Origin of the sequence: Rhizobium sp. 57MFTsu3.2 (genome assembly GCF_012932765.1) — a bacterium.
GTDB lineage: Bacteria > Pseudomonadota > Alphaproteobacteria > Rhizobiales > Rhizobiaceae > Rhizobium > Rhizobium altiplani.
Window position 1 is genome coordinate 13,473 of record NZ_JDWI01000011.1, and the last position, 21,740, is coordinate 35,212.

Genomic DNA, 21,740 nt, shown 5'->3' on the forward strand with positions numbered 1-21,740 from the left:
CTCGCGACATTTATGCGATCGGCGCGGATTTCCAGAGAAGTCCGGGTTCGGTCGTTTTGACATGTACGAACCCAAATCTGAACGAGCGGCCGGTTCGGCTGCATAACGAAAAGCCTCTTGCCGGATGGCAACGGGAACGCAAGGAGAATAGGCGTGGCACGTATCGCTGGCGTCAACATCCCGACTGCGAAGCGCGTCGTTATCGCGCTGACCTACATTCACGGGATCGGTCCAAAATTCGCGCAGGAAATCATGGAGAAGGTTGGCCTGTCGGCTGACAAGCGCGTCCATCAGCTGACGGACTCCGAGGTTCTGCAGATCCGTGAAACCATCGACCGTGACTATCAGGTCGAAGGCGATCTGCGTCGCGAAACCTCGATGAACATCAAGCGTCTGATGGACCTCGGCTGCTACCGTGGCCTGCGTCATCGTCGTGGCCTTCCGGTCCGCGGCCAGCGCACGCACACCAATGCCCGCACCCGCAAGGGTCCGGCAAAGGCCATCGCTGGTAAGAAGAAGTAATTTCCGGGAAACCGGAGGTGAGGGGGCTGGCGGTCTGCGCCGGCCTCTTTTGAGTTTGGGGCAGGGCCGTAAGGTCTCGTTCCGGTGTAGCCGCTGGTATTACGGCGGTGCAGAGATCCAAGAAAGGGATTTAAATGGCCAAGGAAGCCGTACGCGTTCGTCGTCGCGAACGTAAAAACATTTCGTCGGGTGTTGCCCACGTCAACTCGACCTTCAACAACACGATGATCACCATCACCGACGCTCAGGGCAACGCCATTGCCTGGTCGTCTGCTGGCGCCAAGGGCTTCAAGGGCTCGCGCAAGTCGACCCCGTTCGCTGCTCAGATCGCTGCTGAAGACTGCGCCAAGAAGGCTCAGGAACATGGCATGAAGTCGCTGGAAGTCGAAGTTTGCGGCCCGGGTTCGGGTCGTGAATCCGCTCTGCGCGCGCTCCAGGCTGCTGGTTTCATGATCACGTCCATCCGTGACGTGACGCCGATCCCGCACAATGGTTGCCGCCCGCGCAAGAAGCGCCGCGTCTGATCATCGCCATTCACAACACCGGTGAGCGGGTTTTCGCTCCCGGTGCTTCTCAAGCTCGGTTGCCACGATTGGATGGTGGTAACGAACGGAAGGCAAAAATATGATTCAGAAAAACTGGCAGGAATTGATCAAGCCGAACAAGGTCGAGTTCTCTTCGAGCTCGCGCACCAAGGCGACGCTCGTAGCAGAGCCGCTGGAGCGCGGTTTCGGCCTCACCCTCGGCAACGCGCTTCGCCGCGTTCTGCTGTCCTCGCTGCGCGGTGCCGCAGTGACGGCTGTGCAGATCGATGGCGTGCTGCATGAGTTCTCGTCGATCCCGGGCGTCCGCGAAGACGTCACGGACATCGTCCTCAACATCAAGGAAATCGCCATCAAGATGGATGGCGATGACGCAAAGCGCATGGTCGTGCGTAAGCAGGGCCCGGGCGTTGTAACGGCTGGCGACATCCAGACGGTCGGCGATATCGAAATCCTCAACCCCGAGCATGTCATCTGCACGCTCGACGAGGGCGCCGAAATCCGCATGGAATTCACCGTCAACAACGGCAAGGGCTACGTTCCGGCCGACCGCAATCGTGCGGAAGATGCTCCGATCGGTCTCATCCCGGTCGACAGCCTTTATTCGCCGGTCAAGAAGGTGTCCTACAAGGTTGAAAACACCCGCGAAGGACAGGTTCTCGACTACGACAAGCTGAACATGACGATCGAAACCGATGGTTCGATCTCCGGCGAAGATGCCGTCGCTTTCGCGGCTCGCATCCTCCAGGATCAGCTTGGCGTGTTCGTCAACTTCGACGAGCCGCAGAAGGAAGCCGAAGAAGAAGCCGTCACCGAACTCGCTTTCAACCCGGCGCTCCTCAAGAAGGTGGACGAACTCGAACTGTCCGTTCGCTCGGCAAACTGCCTGAAGAACGACAACATCGTCTACATCGGCGACCTCATTCAGAAGACCGAAGCAGAAATGCTCCGCACGCCGAATTTTGGTCGCAAGTCGCTGAACGAAATCAAGGAAGTTCTCGCTTCCATGGGCCTGCACCTCGGCATGGAAGTGCCGGCATGGCCGCCTGAGAACATCGAAGATCTCGCCAAGCGCTACGAAGACCAATACTAACCATCAAACGGCGGGCGAGATGCCTGCATGTGAAGGAGAATAGCAATGCGCCACGGTAAATCCGGCCGCAAGCTGAACAGAACCGCTAGCCACCGCAAGGCAATGTTTGCCAACATGGCGGCTTCGCTCATCACCCATGAGCAGATCGTGACGACCCTGCCGAAGGCAAAGGAAATCCGTCCGATCGTTGAAAAGCTCGTCACCCTCGGCAAGCGGGGCGACCTGCATGCTCGTCGTCAGGCGATCTCGCAGATCCGCGACGCCGCTGTTGTTTCGAAGCTCTTCGACACGATCGCTTCGCGCTACGCAACCCGCAACGGCGGTTACCTGCGTATCATGAAGGCTGGCTTCCGCCAGGGCGACAACGCCGCTCTCGCCGTCATCGAGTTCGTTGACCGCGACACCTACGCCAAGGGCGCAGCCGACAAGGCTCGCGTTGAAGCCGAAGCTGCTGCAGCTGAAGCCGCTTAATCCTTTCCGGTTTGCCGGAAGCAAAACAGCCGGGCTGCAAAGCCCGGCTGTTTTCGTTTGTAGCCCTTGCTGGGCACGGGAGACGGCGGTCGTGGACGGGGTCGTCGTGTTTCCACCAAGACAAGGCGTATTCAGGAGCGGATCGCTGCCCTTGGATGCAGCCGCAGGCCAATGCTGTATCGTGCTGCCGCTTGGCATGTTGAGCAGTCTTGAGATCGGAGCTAGCTTGGTGTTCCCGCCAACGTCTCAAGGAGTGGGCGCTTGATAGACCATATAACCGTTGCTGTGAGTGACTTGGCAAAGAGCAAGCTCTTCTATGAGAAGGCGCTTGCACCGCTAGGATACAAACTTTCCTTCGGAAAGGAGAGCGTGTTCTGGGCCTTCGATATCGGCAATGGGTGCCTTTTCGAGATCCAGCAGGTCGACAGCCAGCCGCCTTTGACGAGTGTGCACGTCGCCTTTCGCACTCGAGGCAAGGCCGAAGTTGATGCGTTTTATCACGCCGCGCTTGATGCTGGCGCAAAGGACAATGGCGCCCCCGGCCCACGCCCACAATATGCATCAGGCTATTACGCCTCCTTCGTTCTCGATCCCGATGGCTACAACATCGAAGCCATGATCAATCAGCCAGCGACAGAATCGTGATTGGTCGCTAGCCGATAGTCGAAGGAGCGTGCGCAAATCATGAGGCGGTCGCTGCAGCCCGTGTGCGCTGGCGGCCCTGGCCGCGTTTCCTGCTCCGCGCGATCGGCCGCCATGAGCGGTAGAGGATCAGCAGGATGATCACCGTGACATAGACGTATTGCTCGAGGTCGATGACCTTCGTCGATAGCGCAAAGTGTACGGCGCCGGCAGCGGCGATGATGTAGACGAGGCGATGCAGCCGGACCCAGTTCGGTCCGAGGCGGCGGATCGAAAGATTGTTCGACGTCACGGCAAGCGGAACGAGCATGACGAACCCGGCCATGCCGAACATGATGAAGGGCCGCTTCAGCACGTCGTTGAGCACAGCTGAGAGATCAAGTGCCTGGTCCAGCACCATGTAAACAGTCAAATGCATCGCCACGTAATAGAAACAGAGGAGCCCAAGCGCGCGGCGATAGCGCAGATAGTTCCAGCCGAACAGATCGCGGGCAGGGCTGACGGCGAGCGTCAGGATAAGGAAGCGGATCGCCCAAAGGCCGAGGAACAGTTCGAAGGTCTTTACCGGATCGGCGCCGAGCTGATCGGTCGCGCCGAGATAGAAGGTCCATGCGGCGGGCAACAGGCCGATGGCATAGAGCGCCCAGACAGAGGCCGATTGCCACCGCTTCGCAAGGCTGAGCGAAAATCCCGGCATCAGAAGTTCTTCCGAAGATCCATGCCGCTATAGAGGCTGGCGACCTCGTCGGCATAGCCGTTGAACGGCAGGGTGGGGTGGCGGCTGGCGCCAAAAAAGCCGCTTTCGCCGATGCGCCGTTCCGTCGCCTGGCTCCAGCGTGGGTGATCGACCTCCGGATTGACGTTGGCAAAGAAGCCATACTCCTGGGGATTGGTCACCTGCCAGGTGTTCTTCGGCTCCTTATCCGTCAGGGTGATCCGGACGATCGACTTGATGCCCTTGAAGCCATACTTCCATGGCACGACCAGCCGGATCGGCGCGCCGTTCTGGTTCGGCAAGGTCTGACCATAAAGACCGACGGCGAGCAGGGCGAGTGGGTGACGCGCTTCGTCGAGCCGCAGGCCTTCGACATAGGGCCAGTCGAGCGATTGGAAGATGCCTTTCTGTCCCGGCATCTCTTCTGGCCGCACGACCGTTTCGAAGGCGACGTACTTTGCGCTTCCGAGCGGCTCGACTTTGTTGAGCAGGGAAGCAAGCGGAAAGCCATCCCACGGAATGACCATCGACCACGCCTCGACACAACGCATGCGGTAGGTGCGGCTCTCGATCGGGAATTCCTTGATCAGCGCTTCGACATCGAACGTGCCGGGCTTGTTGACCATGCCGTCAACCTTAATCGTCCAAGGCAGCGGTTTAAAGTCGCCGGAGAGCGCAGCGGGATCGCCCTTATCCAGGCCGAATTCGTAGAAATTGTTGTAGGTCGTGACGTCCTTCAGGGGTGTCGTCTTCTCATCGACCGTATATTTGCTTTCGACGACCGACAGTGCCGCTGCACTGGCCTTGCCGGCTCCGTACAGCGCCATGGCGCCCAGCGTCGCAGCGCCGAGGAATTCGCGGCGGCGCAGATAGAGTTGTTGCGGCGTAATCTCCGAGGATGCGATCTTGGGGGGGCGATAGGCTGGCATCGGAAACCTCCTGAGCAAGTAAGCTCGGTATAAACCTTCAACGCATTAAACACATCTTTAGATCATTGTTTATGCCCACAGGCACGGCTGCGAAAAGCCAACTTTTTGTGTTCGCTGCTTGATGCAATAGTCTGTAACGAAACGACTGCCGTGACCGTATAAGCTCGATGTGCCCAGGAGCCGAAGCGTACCGGTTTCGGCCTTCCCGGTAGTGACAGCCCACACCGTTTGGATTAGGACAATTCCAAAAAACGGCGACAACCCGGCCGCTTGAAGCCTGCGACCCGCAATCGCCGACGATTTCCGACACGTAAGGAATACGCCAATGCCAGCCTACCGTTCCAGAACCACGACCCACGGCCGCAACATGGCGGGTGCGCGCGGCCTTTGGCGCGCCACGGGCATGAAGGATTCGGATTTCGGCAAGCCGATTATTGCGGTGGTGAACTCCTTCACCCAGTTCGTGCCTGGCCACGTCCATCTCAAGGACCTTGGTCAACTCGTGGCCCGCGAAATCGAAGCTGCTGGTGGCGTCGCCAAGGAATTCAACACGATCGCCGTCGACGACGGCATCGCGATGGGCCATGACGGCATGCTCTATTCGCTGCCGTCGCGCGAACTGATTGCCGACAGCGTCGAATACATGGTCAACGCCCACTGCGCCGACGCGATGGTCTGCATCTCCAACTGTGACAAGATCACGCCCGGCATGCTGATGGCCTCACTCCGCCTCAACATCCCGACCGTCTTCGTCTCCGGTGGCCCAATGGAAGCCGGCAAGGTCGTCCTGCATGGCAAGACCCACGCGCTCGACCTCGTCGACGCCATGGTTGCCGCCGCCGACGACAAGATCAGTGATGAGGACGTCAAGGTCATCGAACGGTCTGCCTGTCCGACCTGCGGCTCGTGCTCGGGCATGTTTACCGCCAACTCCATGAACTGCCTGACCGAAGCGCTCGGCCTGTCGCTGCCCGGCAACGGCTCGACGCTCGCAACGCATGCCGATCGCAAGCGCCTGTTCGTCGAAGCTGGTCACCTGATCGTCGATCTCGCGCGCCGTTACTACGAGCAGGACGACGTCAAGGCTCTGCCGCGCACGATCGCGTCCAAGAAGGCGTTCGAGAACGCGATGGCCCTCGATATCGCCATGGGTGGTTCGACGAATACCGTCCTGCACATCCTCGCGGCTGCTCACGAAGGCGAGATCGATTTCACGATGGCCGACATCGACGCCTTGTCGCGCCGCGTTCCCTGCCTCTCCAAGGTCGCACCGGCAAAGAGTGATGTCCATATGGAAGATGTTCACCGCGCCGGCGGCATCATGTCGATCCTCGGCGAGCTGGACAAGGGCGGCCTGCTGAACCGCGAATGCCCGACGGTCCATGCCGAAACGCTCGGCGACGCGATCGACCGCTGGGACATTACCCGCACCAACAGCGAGACGGTCCGTAACTTCTACCGCGCCGCGCCCGGCGGCATCCCCACCCAAGTCGCCTTTAGTCAGGAAGCGCGTTGGGACGATCTCGACACGGACCGCGAAAAGGGCGTTATCCGCTCCGTGGAGCATCCGTTCTCGAAGGACGGCGGTCTTGCTGTTCTGAAGGGCAACCTGGCGCTTGACGGCTGCATTGTGAAGACGGCAGGCGTTGACGAATCCATCCTGAAGTTCTCCGGCCCGGCCAAGGTCTACGAAAGCCAGGACGCGGCCGTGAAGGCCATCCTGTCGAACCAGGTCGTTGCCGGCGATGTCGTCGTCATCCGCTACGAGGGCCCGAAGGGTGGCCCCGGCATGCAGGAAATGCTCTATCCGACGAGCTACCTGAAATCGAAGGGCCTCGGGAAGGCTTGTGCGCTGATCACCGACGGCCGCTTCTCCGGCGGCACCTCCGGGCTTTCCATCGGCCACGTCTCGCCGGAAGCGGCAAACGGTGGTACGATCGGTCTGGTTCGCGAAGGTGACATGATCGACATCGACATCCCGAACCGCATCATCAGCCTGCGCGTCGACGACAAGGAGCTGGCGAACCGTCGTGCCGAGCAGGAGGAGAGGGGCTGGCATCCGGCCGAGCAGCGCAAGCGCAACGTCACGACGGCGCTGAAGGCTTATGCCGCCTTCGCAACCAGCGCCGATCGGGGAGCCGTTCGCGATCTCGGCAGCCGCTGAGCTTCTTGTCAAGAGAATGTGAAATAGACCGGTCGCTAAAGCGGCCGGTTTATTTTTTTGTAGGTTTCATCGAGCTGTTTCAGGCGCTCGTCATAGGCAGCCTTGATGCATGCCGCGTCTGCGGCGCATTCCTGGCGTTTCTTGAGCCAGGCCGTTTGCTCGTCCTGCAAGGTGCCGCGCGAGCCCATCGCCATAAGCCCAGACAGCAGGTTGAACGTCGTTACCATCTTCACATCGGCATCGTTCAGCGCGCGGTTTTCGCAGATCACTGTTTCATCCGGCTTCAGTTCCTTTGCGTCGCAATCAAAGCTCGCGGCATGGGAAGCGCCTGCCATGAGCGCTGAAAGGGTGAATGCTGCGACGGGGAAAAGCGTGGGGTGAAAAGCTCTCATGCATCAGTTCCTGTTTCATTGGGTCCAGCGACAAACATGATGCAGTTGGCCGACGCGGCAAGGACGGGTCCTGCTTTGGCTTAAAGGAATCGGTGGGCGAACGGCGCTTCAACAGCTTGGGCACCAGGAATGGGGCAGAGGTGCAACATGCTTCGAGCGCGATGTCTCCTTCGGGTGACTTCGGCTTGCCTTTGGCATTAGATATCAGTCGCATAGAGTTCGTTTTTGAATCAGTTTGGGAAGCTTGATCAGTAGTCCGTGAGCTGCCTTGTTCTTCCATGCTTCCGCCCTCTTTCCTTTCTAGCGTCCGGCGCTACAACGTGTTCAAGAGCGAATTTCAGAAGGAATCCCCATGCATGACCTGTTGAAGCGCACGGCCCTGCCTCTCGTGGCTCTGGTGCTTGCGCTGCCGGTTTCCGCCAATGCTCAAACCGCCAAGACCGTACCGCAGAGCCAGTTGGAGATGCAGCTCTCCTTCGCGCCGCTCGTCAAGCAGACGGCAGGCGCCGTTGTGAACGTCTATGCCGAAAAGACCGTCCGCAGGCAGTCTCCTTTCGGGGGCGACCCCTTCTTTGAAGAGTTCTTCGGTCAGCAGATGCCGAACCGAAGCGAGAAGCAGTCGTCGCTGGGATCGGGCGTCATCGTCGAGGCGAACGGAACGATCGTAACGAACAACCACGTCGTGGAAGGCGCGGATGACATCAAGGTCGCGCTTTCGGACGGGCGGGAGTTTCCGTGCAAGGTTGTCCTGCGAGATGACCGTGTCGACCTTGCCGTCCTCAAGGTCGACACCAAAGAGACCTTCCCGACCCTCGCGCTAGGCAATTCCGATGCCGTCGAGGTCGGTGATCTCGTCCTGGCGATCGGCAATCCCTTCGGTGTCGGCCAGACGGTCACCAGCGGTATCGTTTCGGCGCTGGCACGTAATCAGGTGGTCAAGAACGAGTTTGGCTTCTTCATTCAGACGGATGCGTCGATCAACCCCGGCAACTCCGGCGGCGCGCTGATGAACATGAATGGCGAGCTGATCGGGATCAACACGGCGATCTTCTCGCGCGGCGGCGGTTCGAACGGCATCGGCTTTGCGATCCCGGCCAATCTCGTGAAGGTGTTCCTTGCGTCTGCGGATGCCGGCGTGAAGTCCTTCGAGCGGCCCTATGTTGGCGCCACGTTCGATGCGGTGACGTCCGAGGTTGCCGAAGCGCTCGGCCTCAACAAGGCGCGCGGTGCGCTTGTCGTCAAGGTTACCGAGGGTGGCCCGGCGGCCAAGGCCGGATTGAAAGCCGGGCAGATCGTCTCCGCCGTCGATGGCATTCCGGTCGAGCATCCGGATGCGCTGCTCTATCGCCTGACCACGGTAGGGCTTGGCAAGTCGGTTAAATTGACCGTGGTCGAGAACGGCCGCGAGCAGCAGATCGCACTAGCGCTCGACAGAGCGCCCGAGACGGCGCCACGCGACCAGCGTACGATCGGCGGCCGCACGCCCTTCACGGGCGCTGTTGTCGAAAATCTCTCACCGCGTGTTGCCGACGAGCTGCGCATGCCTTCGGAATCGACCGGCGTCGTTGTTTCCGAGGTGAAGGAAGACTCCCTTGCCGCTCGCCTCGGCTTTGAGCCAAAAGACATCATAATCTCGATCAATGGCACGGAAGTGAAGAATACCAAGGAACTCGCAGCGATCGCCGACGAGGATCCCAGCTTCTGGCGCGTCGAGATCGAGCGCGATGGCCAGCGAATCCGACAGTTTTTCCGATGAGTGACGATCTCTTTGCACCGCGCATTCCCGAGGAGGTCGCCAACCGGCGGCCTCTTGCCGATCGCCTGCGGCCCCGCACGCTTTCGGAAGTCACTGGCCAGGAGCATCTGACCGGCGAAGACGGCGTGTTGCGGCGCATGATCGAGAGCGGTTCGCTCGGCTCGATGATTTTCTGGGGGCCGCCCGGCACCGGCAAGACGACTGTCGCCCGATTGTTGTCGGGCGAGGCGGGTCTCGCCTTCGAACAGATCTCCGCGATCTTTTCAGGCGTGGCCGATCTCAAGAAGGCATTCGAGGCGGCACGGCTGCGTCGAATGGATGGCCGGCAGACGCTGCTCTTCGTCGATGAGATTCATCGTTTCAACAGGGCGCAGCAGGATAGTTTCCTTCCGGTGATGGAGGACGGCACCGTCATCCTCGTGGGCGCCACCACCGAGAATCCCTCATTCGAGCTCAATGCGGCTTTGCTGTCCCGCGCACGGGTGCTGACCTTCAAGTCGCATGACGATGAAAGCCTCGAAGAATTGATGAAGCGTGCCGAGGCTGCCGAAGGCAAGGCGCTGCCGCTGACGGAAGACGCCCGCGTCAGTCTGCTTAGAATGGCGGACGGTGACGGACGCGCCGTTCTGACGCTTGCCGAGGAAGTATGGCGTGCCGCGCGCGAGAAGGAGACTTTTGATACGGAGGGCCTCACGCGCATCGTGCAGCGCCGCGCCCCGGTCTACGACAAGGCCCAGGATGGGCACTACAACCTCATCTCCGCGCTTCACAAGTCCGTCCGTGGCTCCGACCCCGATGCAGCGCTCTACTATCTCGCGCGCATGTTCGACGCCGGCGAAGACCCCCTTTATCTAGGCAGGCGCCTCGTTCGCATGGCTGTCGAGGACATCGGCCTTGCCGACCCGCAGGCGCTGGTGATCTGCAACGCGGCGAAGGACGCCTACGACTACCTGGGCTCACCCGAAGGCGAACTGGCATTGGCGCAGGCCTGCGTCTATCTCGCGACCGCACCGAAGTCGAACGCCGTCTATACGGCTTTCAAGGCCGCGACCATGGCCGCCAAGCAGAATGGTTCGCTTCTGCCGCCGAAGCACATCCTGAATGCGCCGACGAAGCTGATGAAGGGCGAGGGTTACGGCGAGGGCTATCGTTACGATCACGACGAGCCGGACGCCTTTTCGGGCCAGGATTACTTCCCGGAGAAAATGGGCCGACAGACCTTTTATGATCCACCAGAACGCGGCTTCGAGCGGGATATCCGCAAACGCCTTGAATGGTGGGCAAAGCTCAGGAAGGAGCGCAATCAGCGCTGATCAGGAGGCTCGCATCTGCCCTGCGGGAGCGACGAGCTTCACCGCTGATTCCGCAAGGCCATGATGGCCTTCCATGTCCACGACCAGATGCCAATGTCCGCTGTCGGGAATGGACAGACGGATGGGAGACTTCCGCGCGACGCCGCCGACATATTTGAAGTCGAGGACTTCGGTGAAGCGCTGATAGTTCGGCGCAGTCATCAGGCGCACATTCGCCACCGCGTTCAACGTCACCTCGATAATCGTCCCGGCGCGCTGTTCCTTCAGATCGTAGTGGGTAAAGCGAAAGTTTGGTTTCGGCATGGTCTCGTGGCATCTTCTCTACGCCAGCACCATAGGCCCTTCCAGTTAAGGAAGCGTTTGCCATTGGCGACGGGCCAGCTGGCCCGCCACCAATCACGATGTATCAGTGGATTTCCTTTTCGCCGCGCTCTAGCGCGCCGAACTGCAGGACGATGCCATCCGCGGCGCGGCAAATCTGCTCGGGCTTGTGATCGCATTCATCGGCTGCGAAATGGCGTGCTGCGTGTTCGCTGATGAAGACGCCTCCAACGAGCCCTTTGCGGTCCTGCACGACCCAGCGGCCATTTCGGTCTTGGCCGATGGTGAAGCGTGCAGAACCCTGGCGTTGGAGGGGTTCGATTGCGGACGCAGATTGAAGAGAGGGCATCGAATTTCCTTTCGAATTGTCTTCTGCGCTGGATTGCAGCGCTGTGCCACGCTCAGGAAGGTAGTGGTACTCGCATTCGCCTTCCATTGGCCGGTGATCAGGAAAATATAAAAATATCATATATATAAAGCGGCATCTTGAATCTCGGAAACGCGCGAGAGCGCCTGCGAAATAAGCTGTTCTCCATCGGCATCCAGGGCCAGAAGCGGCATTCGGACTTCCGGATCGATCGGCAACAATGTCCGCAACGCGTTCTTGATTGCAGCGGGGTCGGCCTCGGGGCCTAGCGCTCCTGTCAGTGGGGCCAGCCTGTCATCGAGCAAGCGCGCAGCTGGGAGATTGCCGCCGAGCGCCGCCTGCTGCAGCGAGGCATACAGACGCGGGTACACGTTCGCGCCAGCCGAGATGATGCTGTTGCCGCCGCTGCCGAGGAAGGAGAGGGCCGTTGCGTCGCGATCGGAAAGAAGCAGGAAGCGTTGACGCCAGAAGGGCACCGGGCACGTAGCGACGGCGTTGCCCTCCGCAAGGGCCAAGCCGACGATTGACGGGATATCGGCGAGCGCGGCGAGTGTCGGCAAGGTCATATCGATTGCCGTGCGCATCGGGTTGTTTTCGACGATCAAGGGAAGGCTCGTTGCGGTCGCGAGCTGAGCGAAGTGACCGACAATGCCCTTCTGTCCAGGCTTGGAATAGTACGGAAGCGTCACTAGGGCAGCACTGGCGCCAAGCTCCTCGGCGTCTAGCGTAAAGGTGATCGTCGTTGCCGTAGCGTTCGTGCCGGTTGCGGCAATGACGGGAACAAGATCGCCGGCAACGCGGACACAGGTCCGGATGACTGCGGCGCGCTCGCTTCTGGTGAGGGTCGGTCCTTCTCCGGTCAGTGTACAGACGGCAAGCCCGTCGACACCGCCGCGGATCTGTCGCTCCGCCAGTCGTTCCAGTGCGGGAAGGTCGAGTGCTCCGTCGCGAAACGGCGTGATGAGCGCGGTCGTGGTGGCGCCGAGGCGCAACGGTCTGTCAGCTGGCATGCTGCGCTCAAAGGCCGCCCAGAATGACGTAGAGTTCAACAGCGGCAAGCACGACCCCGAACAGGATGAGCGCCTGGGCCGTGCGTCGCTCGCGCATCTGCCGTTTCGGTGCCGGGCGGCGCGGGCGGGGGATCGGGGCATTGGGTAGCATGAAATCTCGCATGGCTTTCAACCTTCGCATTTCATGGGAAGGCTAACGCCATTCACGGTAGGAATTCCATTCGAGTACAAGCAGCGTGATATAGAAATCGCATAAAGACGCGGATCCGACGAAGGCGGCGGCGCCGGAGAAATACCATGAATTTCAGGCGATTAGCGGCGAGCTTGGATTCATCTTCTCAGGGTCTTGATTCAAAGTCGAAAGGTCGAAGACAACCTTAGGATTGATCTCTGCTGGGAAAGGCCGACATTATGCCGGCACCTTCAGGGAGGACTGCCAGAACAATGGATGGCCCAGTAATCGATACCGCGCTCGTGCGTCGGCTGATTGCCACGCAGTTTCCGGAGTGGGCTGATCTGGCGATCCGGCCCGTCGAGTTCGGCGGATGGGACAACAGGACATTCCACCTTGGCACGGCGATGACGGTTCGGTTGCCGAGCGCTGCTCACTATGCCGAACAGGTCGCCAAGGAGCAGCAGTGGCTGCCGGTTCTTGCGCCGCAGCTGCCTCTGCCGATACCCGTGCCTCTGGCGATGGGGAGGGCGGACGAGAGCTATCCCTGGCCGTGGTCGGTTTATGAGTGGCGTGACGGTGAGACGGCGCTGACGGAACGCATCGACGACCTCAGTGAGTTCGCCACCACCCTGGCCGGTTTCCTCGATGCGTTGCAGGCGGTGGACGCCAGAGGGGGACCTCCGCCCGGCTCGCACAACTTTTTTCGCGGCGGATCGCTGTATGTCTACGACGCGCAAACGCGCGAGGCGCTTGTGCGTTTGGATGGTCGGATCGACACGCAACTGGCGACGGACGTCTGGGAAGCCGCGCTTTCGACTTCGTGGCAAGGCGCGCCTGTGTGGTTTCATGGCGACGTCGCCTATGGCAACCTTCTAGTCAGGAACGGTCGCCTCGATGCCGTGATCGATTTCGGGACGTCGGGCGTCGGCGACCCCGCCTGTGATCTCGCAATCACCTGGCACATGTTCGAGGGACAGAGCCGCCAGGTGTTTCGAAAGGCACGTCCGCTCGACGTGGGGACGTGGGCACGCGGCCGCGGATGGACGCTATGGAAGGCCCTGATCGTCGCCGCCGGCATGGCCGGCGCAAATCCCGTAGACGTCAGGAGATCTTGGCAGGTCATCGAAGACGTGCTGGCCGATTACCTGGCGTGGGCATGACGCTCTCGGAATTGCGCTGTCGAAAATAATGGCGGCTGGATGTCGGGAGAGAAGGTCCCGCTGCGTCCTATGGGGGAAGGTTAGTAGAACCGCAATCGCGGGACGCAGAAAGCCGGAAATTTGGACAACGAACGGCTTCGGGCCGAGGGAGAGATAGCATGAGCAAAACGTTCGCAATTCTGCTGGCGCGACTGATCTTCGGCGCCATTTTCGCGATGGCCATGAGTTTCAAGTTCATGGATATACAAGCCACCGCGAGCTATATCGCCGCGGCGGGCTTTCCTTTCCCGCTCTTCCTGGCGTGGATAGCGGCGTTCTTCGAACTTGCCCTGACGCTGGCATTCCTGACGGGAGCCTTCTTCTCGGAAGCCTCGGTTCTGGCCGGCATCTACGTGATATTCCTGGCCTTCGCCTTCCATGGCCCAAGCCATTGGAGCGCGAATCAGGCGGAGTTCGGTTTCTTCGTGGATCACTTCACCTTCCTCGCAGGCCTGCTCTACGCGGCGGTGCATGGACCGGGGGACGCGTTGGTCCTGAAGACGCGCTCGCCGCTGATGGCTCGATAGGTCAGCTATCCGGAGGGCGGAGGGTTTGCCAATTCATCGAGCAGGCGCTCGAACGCCGTCGGCTTCATCGTAGCCGGCGGGTTGTAGGGGTCTGAGAACGCGTAGATGAAGAAAAGAATGATGCCGGTGAACGCGCCGAGCACCGAAAGCAGCAGCAGGTTTCGCGCATCCGGCGGGTAGGGATAGTAGCCGAGCGCCATGAACACGAGCCCCGAAATCGCCGCGAACCAGAAGATGATGCTGATGGAATCGGTGCCGCTGTTTTCACGCTTGTCCCGCGCCTCCGCGATACGGTGCACATCACCAAGCATATGTTCGCGAATGCTTTGCTGGCGCACATTGGTCGGCGTCAGGTCGAGCACCCGCTGATAGACGCTGTCCCACTTGTTCCACGCCGTGGGCGATAGCTGCCCAGTGTCTCCAAGCATGCGCCACTCCTCGTCGACGACGATCTGCACATACTCGAAGAGCGCTTGCTGGATGGGCGCCTTCTCGTTGACGCCGTAGCGATCAGCGTCGAAATACACGTCTGCGATTGCGTTCGCTTCCGTGACGCTTTCGAACTTCAGTTGCTGGTACTCGATCATCTCCTGGGCGAAGACGAGCGCCAGGATCAGCGCATGCAGCGACGATATTCGCATGACGATGGCGCCGGCTAGCTCTCTGTCCTTGCCAGTCGGATCGCCGCCCATGATCAGACGCATCACAAAATAGAAGACCAGCGTTACGAGAACCGTACCGCCGATAAAGGCAACACCGAACAGGACGACTGCACTCATGCGCGCTCCCCCAAGGTCGGGCACGACTTTATGCGGCAGTGGACCATTGATCAACGACGGTTGCGCGGCTTCGCGCTCCGCCATTCGGCGGTGTGTTGGACCCTACCGGAGGACCCCATCGAGCAGCGGCATTCCCATGATGGCGGAGGCTGCGATCAGCAGATAACAGATCATTCGGAACGTGCTCTCCTTGGCGAGCCCGAACAGTTTCGAGCCGGCATAGAGACCGATGGTGTAACTCGGCAGGATAACGATCGTCAGGGCAAACACGGCCTCAACGAACAGCCCGCCAAAATAGTAGCTGACGACGCTGAAGCAGGTGGAGATCGCGAAATAGAGAATGACGTTTGCCCGCACCCGGGCAAAATCGGTCTTGCCGCCGAGCCAATAGGCAACGACCGGCGGTCCACCGAGCTGGGCAGCGCCGCTGAAGAGGCCGGCAACGAGACCTGTCGTGGAGGTCAGCGAGACCAGTGGCTCGCCATGGTATCGCCACCCGGAAACCAGCAACGCAAGCAGGCAAATGGCGATCGCGGTGATCGCCCAGCGCAACGTCAGCGGATCCACCAGCGCCAGCGCTGCCGTCCCGGCAGGCACGCCAAGCACCGCGCCCGCTGCCATGGTGAAGACTTCACGCCGGTTTGCGCTGCGCCAAGCCGGGGGAATCATACCAAGCGTCGCCAGGCCATCGATGACGAGCAGGACGGGCGATACCAGCTTCGGACCTATGATTGCGCCGCCAAGCGGAACGAAGATCAGCGCCGCGCCGAATCCGGAGAAGCCGCGTGCCAGTCCCGCAATCAAGGCTATGGCGACGAGCGATGAAATGCCGCGGTCTGGTAGGGCGGCAACAAACCACGCGCTCGTGTTCGCCAGCAGCGTCTCAAGCGACATGATCGGTTCCGGGATTAGGAGGCGAGCATCAGGTCCATGTTCTGAACCGCGGCGCCCGAGGCACCCTTGCCAAGGTTGTCGAGCAGCGCAACGAGGTTGACCTGAGACGCACCCGGCGTGCCGAACACGAAGAGCTTCATCGTGTCCTTGCCGGCAAGCTCGACGGCATCGATACGGGGGAGCTTGCGGCTCTCGTCCAGCGGCACCACCGTCACGATGTCCTGGCCCGCATAGTGAGCGACAAGAGCAGCGTGGATGCTTTCGAGCGTCGTGCCCTCGGCAAGATCGTCGAGATGCAGCGGTACCTGAACGATCATGCCCTGCGGGAACTTGCCGACAGACGGCGAGAAGATCGGTGCGCGATCCAGCAGGCCGTGGATCTTCATCTCGGGCACGTGCTTGTGTGCCAGCGTCAACCCGTAGAGGAAGTGCGGCGCGGTGATCGCATCCTCCCGGCTCTGATCCTCGATCTGCGCGATCATCTGCTTGCCGCCGCCGGTGTAGCCGGAGACCGCATTGACCGTGACCGGATAGCCGTCGGGCAGAATGCCGGCAGCGCGCATCGGCCGGATGAGGCCGATCGCGCCGGTGGGGTAGCAGCCCGGATTGGCGACGAAACGCGCCGCCTTGATCGTCTCTGCCTGCTCCTTGTCCATCTCCGCGAAGCCATAGGCCCAGGAAGGATTGACACGGAACGCCGTGGAGGTGTCGATGACACGCACGTTGTTGTTGCCCGAGACCATCTGCACCGCTTCCTTCGAAGCGTCGTCGGGCAGGCAGAGGATCGCGATATCGGCGCTGTTCAGCATGTCCTCGCGCATCGCGGCGTTGCGACGCTCCGCTTCCGGGATCGACAGAAGCTCGACATCGCGGCGGCCGGCCATGCGCGTGCGGATCTGCAAGCCCGTCGTGCCATGTTCGCCATCGATGAAGATCTTCGGTGCCATTGTCTCGCTCACACTTTCAACAGGTTAGAAAGAAGTCCGGAATCATTTTGTAAGAGGGATGAGTCAGCCGTGTGACGCGCTTGCGCGGCGCTCGGCATGTAGGCCAAGCATATACATCGCGACCGTCGCCCCCGCAATGGCGGTGATGTCCGCATGATCGTAGGGCGGCGAGACCTCGACGACGTCGGCGCCGCGGATATCCAGCTGGTGCAGACGCTGCAGCACCGAGAGAATCTTGGCGCTCGAGGGACCACCTGCCACAGGCGTACCGGTGCCGGGCGCATAGGCGGGATCGAGGCAATCGATATCGAAGGTCAGGTAGGCCGGCGCGCCGCGGGTATGCGAGATGATCGTCGAGGCGATATCGCTCGGAGTCATCTCCTCAAGCTGATGGCCGTAGAGAATATGAATGCCGAAATCCTCGGGTGCGTGGGTGCGGATGCCGATCTGGATCGACCGATCGGGATCGATGATGCCGTCCCGCGCGGCCCGCGCCACGAACGAGCCATGATCGATCCGCCTGTTGTCGTCGAACCAGGTGTCCTGATGCGCATCGAACTGGACGAGTGCTAGCGGTCCGTGCTTGGCGGCATGCGCCTTGAGGATCGGCCAGGTGACAAAATGATCGCCGCCAAGGGTCAGCATGAATGCACCGCTGTCGACAATCGCCTTCGACTGCCGTTCGATTGCTGCGGGCGTCTCGTGGTGGTTGCCGTAGTCGAGCAAGCAGTCGCCATAGTCGATCACGGCCATCTCGGCAAAGAGATCGCGGTTGAATGGATATTGCGGGTCGTTGTCGAAGATCGCCGACGCACGCCGTATCGCTTGCGGTCCGAACCGCGTGCCCGGCCGATTGGATGTCGCGGCATCGAAAGGGATGCCCCAGACGACCGCATCCGCGTCGGCCAGTTCCTTGGTGAAGCGGCGACGCATGAACGACAGCGCCCCGGCGAAGGTGGGGTCGCTGGCGGCCGATGTGAGGCTCGTTGCCGTGAATGCGTGGTCGATCGACTTGTTGGCCAAGAGATGCTCCTCGAGGGTGTTGGTCGCTATGCCTACCAGAAACGAATCTCAAACCGAAAGGCCAAAACGGTTCTGGTCGCTCGGCCAAACTGGTTTTACCCCGGCAGCTTGTCGGCCAACACCTCGGGTGTCTTCAGTTGCGGCGCTTCGGCAAGCAGTTCAGCTGCTCGTGCCATCAGCGTCGCGGCCAGCTTGCCGTTCAAATGCGCCTGCCGGCCTGCCTCATCGTCAAAGGTATCGAAGATGGCGAATGTGCTCTGGTCGTAGCGAATGGCAAACCACGTCACGGTACCGGGCTCCTGTTCGACAAGCGCCTGCGCGCTCTTCAAGAACGTCGCCACTTCTTCTTCCTTGCCGGATTTTGCTTTCAGTTCGACATAGATTGCTTGCTTGGTCATTCCTGCCTCCCTTGGGATGCGCGTGAAGCGCCTGGAATGCAGTAGAACTGGCAAGGGAACGGGCCGCTTCAAGCAGCCACCAAACAAAAAGGCCGGGCGAAGCGCCCGGCCTTTCGTAGTCGATATTCCGCAGCGATTAACGCTTGGAGAACTGGAACGAACGGCGGGCCTTGGCCTTACCGTACTTCTTACGTTCAACAACGCGGCTGTCGCGGGTCAGGAAGCCGCCCTTCTTCAGGACCGAGCGCAGGCCCGGCTCGAAGTAGGTGAGGGCCTTGGAAAGACCGTGACGAACGGCGCCGGCCTGGCCGGAAAGACCGCCGCCTGCAACCGTTGCAACGATGTCGAACTGGCCGTCACGGGCAGCAGCGACGATCGGCTGACGCAGAATCATCTGCAGAACCGGGCGTGCGAAGTATTCCGCGAATTCCTTGCCGTTGACGATGATCTTGCCGGAACCCGGCTTGACCCAAACGCGGGCAACAGCGTTCTTGCGCTTGCCGGTCGCGTAGGAACGGCCAAGCGAGTCGACCTTACGGACGTGAGCCGGAGCAGCAGCTGCTTCGGACGTGCCGAGATCCTTCAGGGAGGAGAGGTCAGCCATTCTTAGGCGCTCCTTACGTTCTTCTTGTTCAGCTTGGCGACGTCGAGAACGACAGGCTGCTGTGCTTCATGAGGATGATTGGAACCAGCGTAAACGCGGAGGTTCTTCATCTGACGACGGCCGAGCGGGCCGCGCGGAACCATGCGCTCAACAGCCTTCTCGAGAACGCGCTCCGGGAAGCGGCCTTCGATGAGCTGGCGAGCGGTACGCTCCTTGATGCCGCCGGCATAACCGGTGTGCCAGTAGTAAACCTTGTCGGAGTACTTCTTGCCGGTGAAAACGACCTTGTCGGCGTTGATGACGATAACGTTGTCGCCGTCGTCAACGTGAGGCGTGAAAGTTGCCTTGTGCTTGCCGCGCAGACGCATAGCGATGATGGAAGCGAGACGACCAACGACGAGCCCTTCGGCGTCGATGATGACCCACTTCTTCTCCACCTCTGCAGGCTTCTGGGAGAAGGTTGCCATAGTTGTTACTCTCTTTTGGATCCCTCGGCCCGAAGGCGAGAGGGCGTTTCTTGTTGCTTGGTTTGGCTGTCCGAAGACGCACCAAAAAGAAAGCAGCACGGAAAGGCTGCATTTCTGGTGGTGTTTATAGAGGCAAAGCAGCCTGGGGTCAATATTTACGAATTGGCGTGCAGCAAAAATGTATCAGTAAAATCAATATGTTATATATGTGGTATTGTGTTACCTCATATTTCGCGCGGCGGAATGGAGTAAGTCGCCGTCGCATGAGCGATCAACTCGTCCGCACTTTCCTGGAAAATCGAGGCCTCGATGACGGCGAGCCGCTTGCCAAGCTTGAGAATCCGACAGGTGCAAGTCGTCGGTCTAGGCTTCGGCAGGCGCAGGAAATTGATGTTGAGATTGGCGGTAACCGCCAGCGCCACCGGCCCGATATGCGCCAATACTGCTGCATAGGCCGTCACATCCGCCAAGGTGAAAAGGGCTGGTCCGGAGACGGTGCCGCCGGGGCGCAAGTGCCTCTCGCTCGGGTCCAGCCGCATCGAGACGCTGCCGGGTGTGATCTCGGTGATCGCAAATACGCGCCCACCCGTGTGGATCTGCGGAAAGTCCGTATCCAGAAAACGGTGGAGCTCGTCGATCGTCATGACCGGCTGCATGAGTTTGCCTCGAAATTGCTTGTCGCCTGTGGCAGAACAATTAGCACGAAATAGCAATGCAGGGAGTTAGACCATGGCCGAAGTCGTATCCTTTCGGAAGGACCCGAGCAAAGCGGGCGAGGGCGCGCTCGTCATCCCGCAATTGAGCGATGGCATCCTGCGGCTGACGCTCAGCAATCCGCCTGCAAATGCGCTCTCGATCGCCGTCATGGAGACCCTGATCGGTGAGCTCCAGAGCGCCGCCGAGGACGCTGCCGTTCGCGTGGTCATCATCGCATCGACCGGCAATGTCTTCTCTGCCGGCCACGACCTCAAGGAATTGACCGCGCATCGGGCCGATGAGGACGGCGGCGAGGCATTCTTCGAAGAAACCTTTGCGCTGGCCGCTGATCTCATGCTCGAAATCACCCGCTTGCCAAAGCCTGTCATCGCCGAGATCGACGGCCTCGCAACGGCTGCCGGTTGCCAGCTTGTCGCCTCCTGCGATCTTGCGATCTGCACCGATACGGCAACCTTCTGTACGCCCGGCGTCAATATCGGCCTGTTCTGCTCGACCCCCATGGTGGCCGTGTCCCGCGCGGCGCATCGCAAGCAGGCGATGGAGATGTTGCTCACCGGTGAGACGATCGACGCCTCGACCGCGAAGGATTTCGGCCTGGTGAACCGCATCGTGCCGAAGCAATATCTGACGCAGGTCGTCACCAAATACGCGTCCGTCATTGCAAGCAAATCGCCGTTGACGCTGAAGATCGGCAAGGAGGCATTCTACCGCCAGCTCGAAATGCCCGTCGAGGAAGCCTACGGCTATGCTGCTCAGGTCATGGTCGACAATATGCTGACCGCCGATGCCGAGGAGGGGATTGGGGCCTTCCTGTCCAAGCGCATGCCGCAGTGGACCGGCGAATAGCTAGCCGAGTTTCAGGATCAGCCCGCCTGCGGCGATGATTGCGCCGGCGAGATAGCGCCAGGGACTGGCCTTTTCCTTCAAAACGATGACTGAGATCAGCAGGGCGAAGAGGATCGACGTCTCGCGCAGCGCCGCAACAGTTGCCACCGGGGCCTTGGTCATCGCCCAAAGGGCGAGGCCGTAGGACGCGATCGATCCGCCGCCACCGATCAGGCCGCGCCACCAGTTGTAGCGGACATGCATGGCGACTGCGACGGCGCCGCGCTTGGAGATCGCCCAGGTGAATAGCAATACCGGCGGCAGCAGCGACATCCATAGCGTATAGGAGATGGCATTGCCCGAGACGCGGGCGCCGACACCGTCGACATAGGTGTAGGTCGCAATCACGCAGGCATTGGCGAGGGCCAGCCTGATCGCGTGGCCGCTGCCTTTTCGCGCCTCGAAGGCCAGCGTCAGGATACCGGCGCAGATCGTCATCGTGCCGAGGAGCGAGCCGGTCGACAGTGTCTCGTTCAGGATGAAACCGCTGGTGGCCGCAATCAGCAGCGGAGCGCACCCGCGCATCAGCGGATAGACAAGGCCGATGTCGCCTGCGCGATATGCGCCTGCGACGAGCTGAAAATACGCGAACTGGAGAACAGCGGAAGCGCCGATGAATGGCCATGCGGCCGAGTTCGGCAATGGCAGGAACATCAGGAAGGGAAGAGCGCACACGGCACCGCCTGCCGAAATGAGGCTGGCATCGAGCGATTTGTCCGTGCCCGCCTTGATCATGGCGTTCCATGTCGCGTGCAACAGGGCACCAAATAGAACGAGCAAAATGACGTGGATTGGCAAAAAGACCACCGGGCGGTGTGAAAACAGCGATTGTGGAATTGTTGTTACGCCGCTCTTGGTAAAAATCAATCCCGTTCGATGACAGGACGG

27 protein-coding genes are annotated in these 21,740 nt (G+C 60.5%); 11 read left to right on the forward strand and 16 right to left on the reverse strand.

All coding sequences use genetic code 11. The features are described 5' to 3' along the window. Window positions 1–153: 153 nt before the first annotated feature. The 5 genes from rpsM (at window position 154) to AF71_RS13780 (ending at window position 3,273) form a co-directional block, all read left to right on the forward strand. On the forward strand, window positions 154–522 hold the full coding sequence (gene rpsM, locus AF71_RS13760; RefSeq protein ID WP_016553566.1) for a 30S ribosomal protein S13: 369 nt from the start codon (window positions 154–156) through the stop codon (window positions 520–522). Between the two features lie 134 nt (window positions 523–656). Further along, window positions 657–1,046 (forward strand): 30S ribosomal protein S11, encoded by a 390-nt coding sequence (gene rpsK, locus AF71_RS13765; RefSeq protein WP_003547577.1) that lies wholly within the window; start codon window positions 657–659, stop codon window positions 1,044–1,046. A 100-nt stretch (window positions 1,047–1,146) separates the two neighbouring features. Beyond that, a complete protein-coding gene (locus AF71_RS13770; protein WP_007531694.1) occupies window positions 1,147–2,157 on the forward strand; it encodes a DNA-directed RNA polymerase subunit alpha in 1,011 nt (336 codons plus the stop codon). Between the two features lie 45 nt (window positions 2,158–2,202). After that, window positions 2,203–2,628: a 50S ribosomal protein L17 gene (gene rplQ, locus AF71_RS13775; protein ID WP_018857102.1), complete on the forward strand. Its 426-nt coding sequence runs from the start codon at window positions 2,203–2,205 to the stop codon at window positions 2,626–2,628. 261 nt (window positions 2,629–2,889) lie between these two features. Next, window positions 2,890–3,273, forward strand: coding sequence for a VOC family protein (locus AF71_RS13780; RefSeq protein ID WP_026371776.1), 384 nt, complete (start codon window positions 2,890–2,892; stop codon window positions 3,271–3,273). 37 nt (window positions 3,274–3,310) lie between these two features. Here AF71_RS13780 and msrQ read toward each other — a convergent pair whose 3' ends face one another. Next, window positions 3,311–3,967, reverse strand: coding sequence for a protein-methionine-sulfoxide reductase heme-binding subunit MsrQ (msrQ, locus tag AF71_RS13785; RefSeq protein WP_018857100.1), 657 nt, complete (start codon window positions 3,965–3,967; stop codon window positions 3,311–3,313). Further along, window positions 3,967–4,914 (reverse strand): protein-methionine-sulfoxide reductase catalytic subunit MsrP, encoded by a 948-nt coding sequence (msrP, locus tag AF71_RS13790; protein ID WP_018857099.1) that lies wholly within the window; start codon window positions 4,912–4,914, stop codon window positions 3,967–3,969. The genes msrQ and msrP overlap by 1 nt, the downstream gene beginning before the upstream one ends. Before the next feature lie 325 nt (window positions 4,915–5,239). On the opposite strand from msrP, the gene ilvD reads away from it, so the two are divergent. Further along, window positions 5,240–7,078 (forward strand): dihydroxy-acid dehydratase, encoded by a 1,839-nt coding sequence (gene ilvD / locus AF71_RS13795; RefSeq protein ID WP_018857098.1) that lies wholly within the window; start codon window positions 5,240–5,242, stop codon window positions 7,076–7,078. Window positions 7,079–7,113: 35 nt separating this feature from the next. On the opposite strand, the gene AF71_RS13800 is transcribed toward ilvD, so the two are convergent. Next, a complete protein-coding gene (locus tag AF71_RS13800) occupies window positions 7,114–7,413 on the reverse strand; it encodes a lysozyme inhibitor LprI family protein (RefSeq protein ID WP_245267949.1) in 300 nt (99 codons plus the stop codon). Between the two features lie 409 nt (window positions 7,414–7,822). On the opposite strand from AF71_RS13800, the gene AF71_RS13805 reads away from it, so the two are divergent. Continuing rightward, a complete protein-coding gene (locus AF71_RS13805; RefSeq protein ID WP_018857096.1) occupies window positions 7,823–9,226 on the forward strand; it encodes a DegQ family serine endoprotease in 1,404 nt (467 codons plus the stop codon). After that, a complete protein-coding gene (locus AF71_RS13810; RefSeq protein ID WP_018857095.1) occupies window positions 9,223–10,539 on the forward strand; it encodes a replication-associated recombination protein A in 1,317 nt (438 codons plus the stop codon). The genes AF71_RS13805 and AF71_RS13810 overlap by 4 nt, the downstream gene beginning before the upstream one ends. On the opposite strand, the gene AF71_RS13815 is transcribed toward AF71_RS13810, so the two are convergent. From AF71_RS13815 to AF71_RS13830, 4 genes are all read right to left on the reverse strand, one after another. Then, complete coding sequence (locus AF71_RS13815; RefSeq protein WP_018857094.1) at window positions 10,540–10,842, reverse strand: DUF1883 domain-containing protein; 303 nt, start codon at window positions 10,840–10,842, stop codon at window positions 10,540–10,542. 103 nt (window positions 10,843–10,945) lie between these two features. Beyond that, a complete protein-coding gene (locus AF71_RS13820; protein WP_051085589.1) occupies window positions 10,946–11,209 on the reverse strand; it encodes a hypothetical protein in 264 nt (87 codons plus the stop codon). 116 nt (window positions 11,210–11,325) lie between these two features. Continuing rightward, window positions 11,326–12,237 (reverse strand): dihydrodipicolinate synthase family protein, encoded by a 912-nt coding sequence (locus AF71_RS13825; RefSeq protein ID WP_169681785.1) that lies wholly within the window; start codon window positions 12,235–12,237, stop codon window positions 11,326–11,328. 7 nt (window positions 12,238–12,244) lie between these two features. Beyond that, on the reverse strand, window positions 12,245–12,388 hold the full coding sequence (locus AF71_RS13830; protein ID WP_156828753.1) for a hypothetical protein: 144 nt from the start codon (window positions 12,386–12,388) through the stop codon (window positions 12,245–12,247). 293 nt (window positions 12,389–12,681) lie between these two features. Here AF71_RS13830 and AF71_RS13835 point away from each other — a divergent pair, with 293 nt between their 5' ends. Next, window positions 12,682–13,572, forward strand: coding sequence for an aminoglycoside phosphotransferase family protein (locus tag AF71_RS13835; RefSeq protein WP_169681787.1), 891 nt, complete (start codon window positions 12,682–12,684; stop codon window positions 13,570–13,572). Between the two features lie 158 nt (window positions 13,573–13,730). Beyond that, window positions 13,731–14,138, forward strand: a complete 408-nt coding sequence (locus AF71_RS13840; RefSeq protein ID WP_018857089.1) for a DoxX family protein — start codon at window positions 13,731–13,733, stop codon at window positions 14,136–14,138. A 5-nt stretch (window positions 14,139–14,143) separates the two neighbouring features. On the opposite strand, the gene AF71_RS13845 is transcribed toward AF71_RS13840, so the two are convergent. From AF71_RS13845 to AF71_RS13880, 8 genes are all read right to left on the reverse strand, one after another. Next, a complete protein-coding gene (locus AF71_RS13845; RefSeq protein ID WP_018857088.1) occupies window positions 14,144–14,917 on the reverse strand; it encodes a DUF4239 domain-containing protein in 774 nt (257 codons plus the stop codon). A gap of 102 nt (window positions 14,918–15,019) precedes the next feature. Next, window positions 15,020–15,811 (reverse strand): sulfite exporter TauE/SafE family protein, encoded by a 792-nt coding sequence (locus AF71_RS13850; protein WP_169681789.1) that lies wholly within the window; start codon window positions 15,809–15,811, stop codon window positions 15,020–15,022. Window positions 15,812–15,825: 14 nt separating this feature from the next. Further along, window positions 15,826–16,758, reverse strand: coding sequence for an N-acetyl-gamma-glutamyl-phosphate reductase (argC, locus tag AF71_RS13855; protein ID WP_113470083.1), 933 nt, complete (start codon window positions 16,756–16,758; stop codon window positions 15,826–15,828). Between the two features lie 63 nt (window positions 16,759–16,821). Further along, the gene (gene speB, locus AF71_RS13860) at window positions 16,822–17,781 is read right to left on the reverse strand and encodes an agmatinase (protein WP_113470084.1); all 960 of its coding nucleotides are present in this window, start codon (window positions 17,779–17,781) and stop codon (window positions 16,822–16,824) included. Window positions 17,782–17,876: 95 nt separating this feature from the next. After that, window positions 17,877–18,179 carry an antibiotic biosynthesis monooxygenase gene (locus tag AF71_RS13865; protein ID WP_169681791.1) on the reverse strand — a complete coding sequence of 101 codons (303 nt, stop codon included), beginning with the start codon at window positions 18,177–18,179 and terminating at the stop codon, window positions 17,877–17,879. Between the two features lie 136 nt (window positions 18,180–18,315). Then, window positions 18,316–18,783 carry a 30S ribosomal protein S9 gene (rpsI, locus tag AF71_RS13870; protein ID WP_018857083.1) on the reverse strand — a complete coding sequence of 156 codons (468 nt, stop codon included), beginning with the start codon at window positions 18,781–18,783 and terminating at the stop codon, window positions 18,316–18,318. A gap of 2 nt (window positions 18,784–18,785) precedes the next feature. Continuing rightward, on the reverse strand, window positions 18,786–19,250 hold the full coding sequence (gene rplM, locus AF71_RS13875) for a 50S ribosomal protein L13 (protein WP_018857082.1): 465 nt from the start codon (window positions 19,248–19,250) through the stop codon (window positions 18,786–18,788). Window positions 19,251–19,474: 224 nt separating this feature from the next. Further along, on the reverse strand, window positions 19,475–19,906 hold the full coding sequence (locus AF71_RS13880; protein ID WP_018857081.1) for a PaaI family thioesterase: 432 nt from the start codon (window positions 19,904–19,906) through the stop codon (window positions 19,475–19,477). 73 nt (window positions 19,907–19,979) lie between these two features. Here AF71_RS13880 and AF71_RS13885 point away from each other — a divergent pair, with 73 nt between their 5' ends. Then, window positions 19,980–20,813: an enoyl-CoA hydratase gene (locus AF71_RS13885; RefSeq protein ID WP_018857080.1), complete on the forward strand. Its 834-nt coding sequence runs from the start codon at window positions 19,980–19,982 to the stop codon at window positions 20,811–20,813. Here the strand turns inward: AF71_RS13885 and AF71_RS13890 are convergent, their stop codons facing one another. Beyond that, on the reverse strand, window positions 20,814–21,650 hold the full coding sequence (locus AF71_RS13890) for an EamA family transporter (protein WP_169681792.1): 837 nt from the start codon (window positions 21,648–21,650) through the stop codon (window positions 20,814–20,816). Window positions 21,651–21,740: the final 90 nt, after the last annotated feature.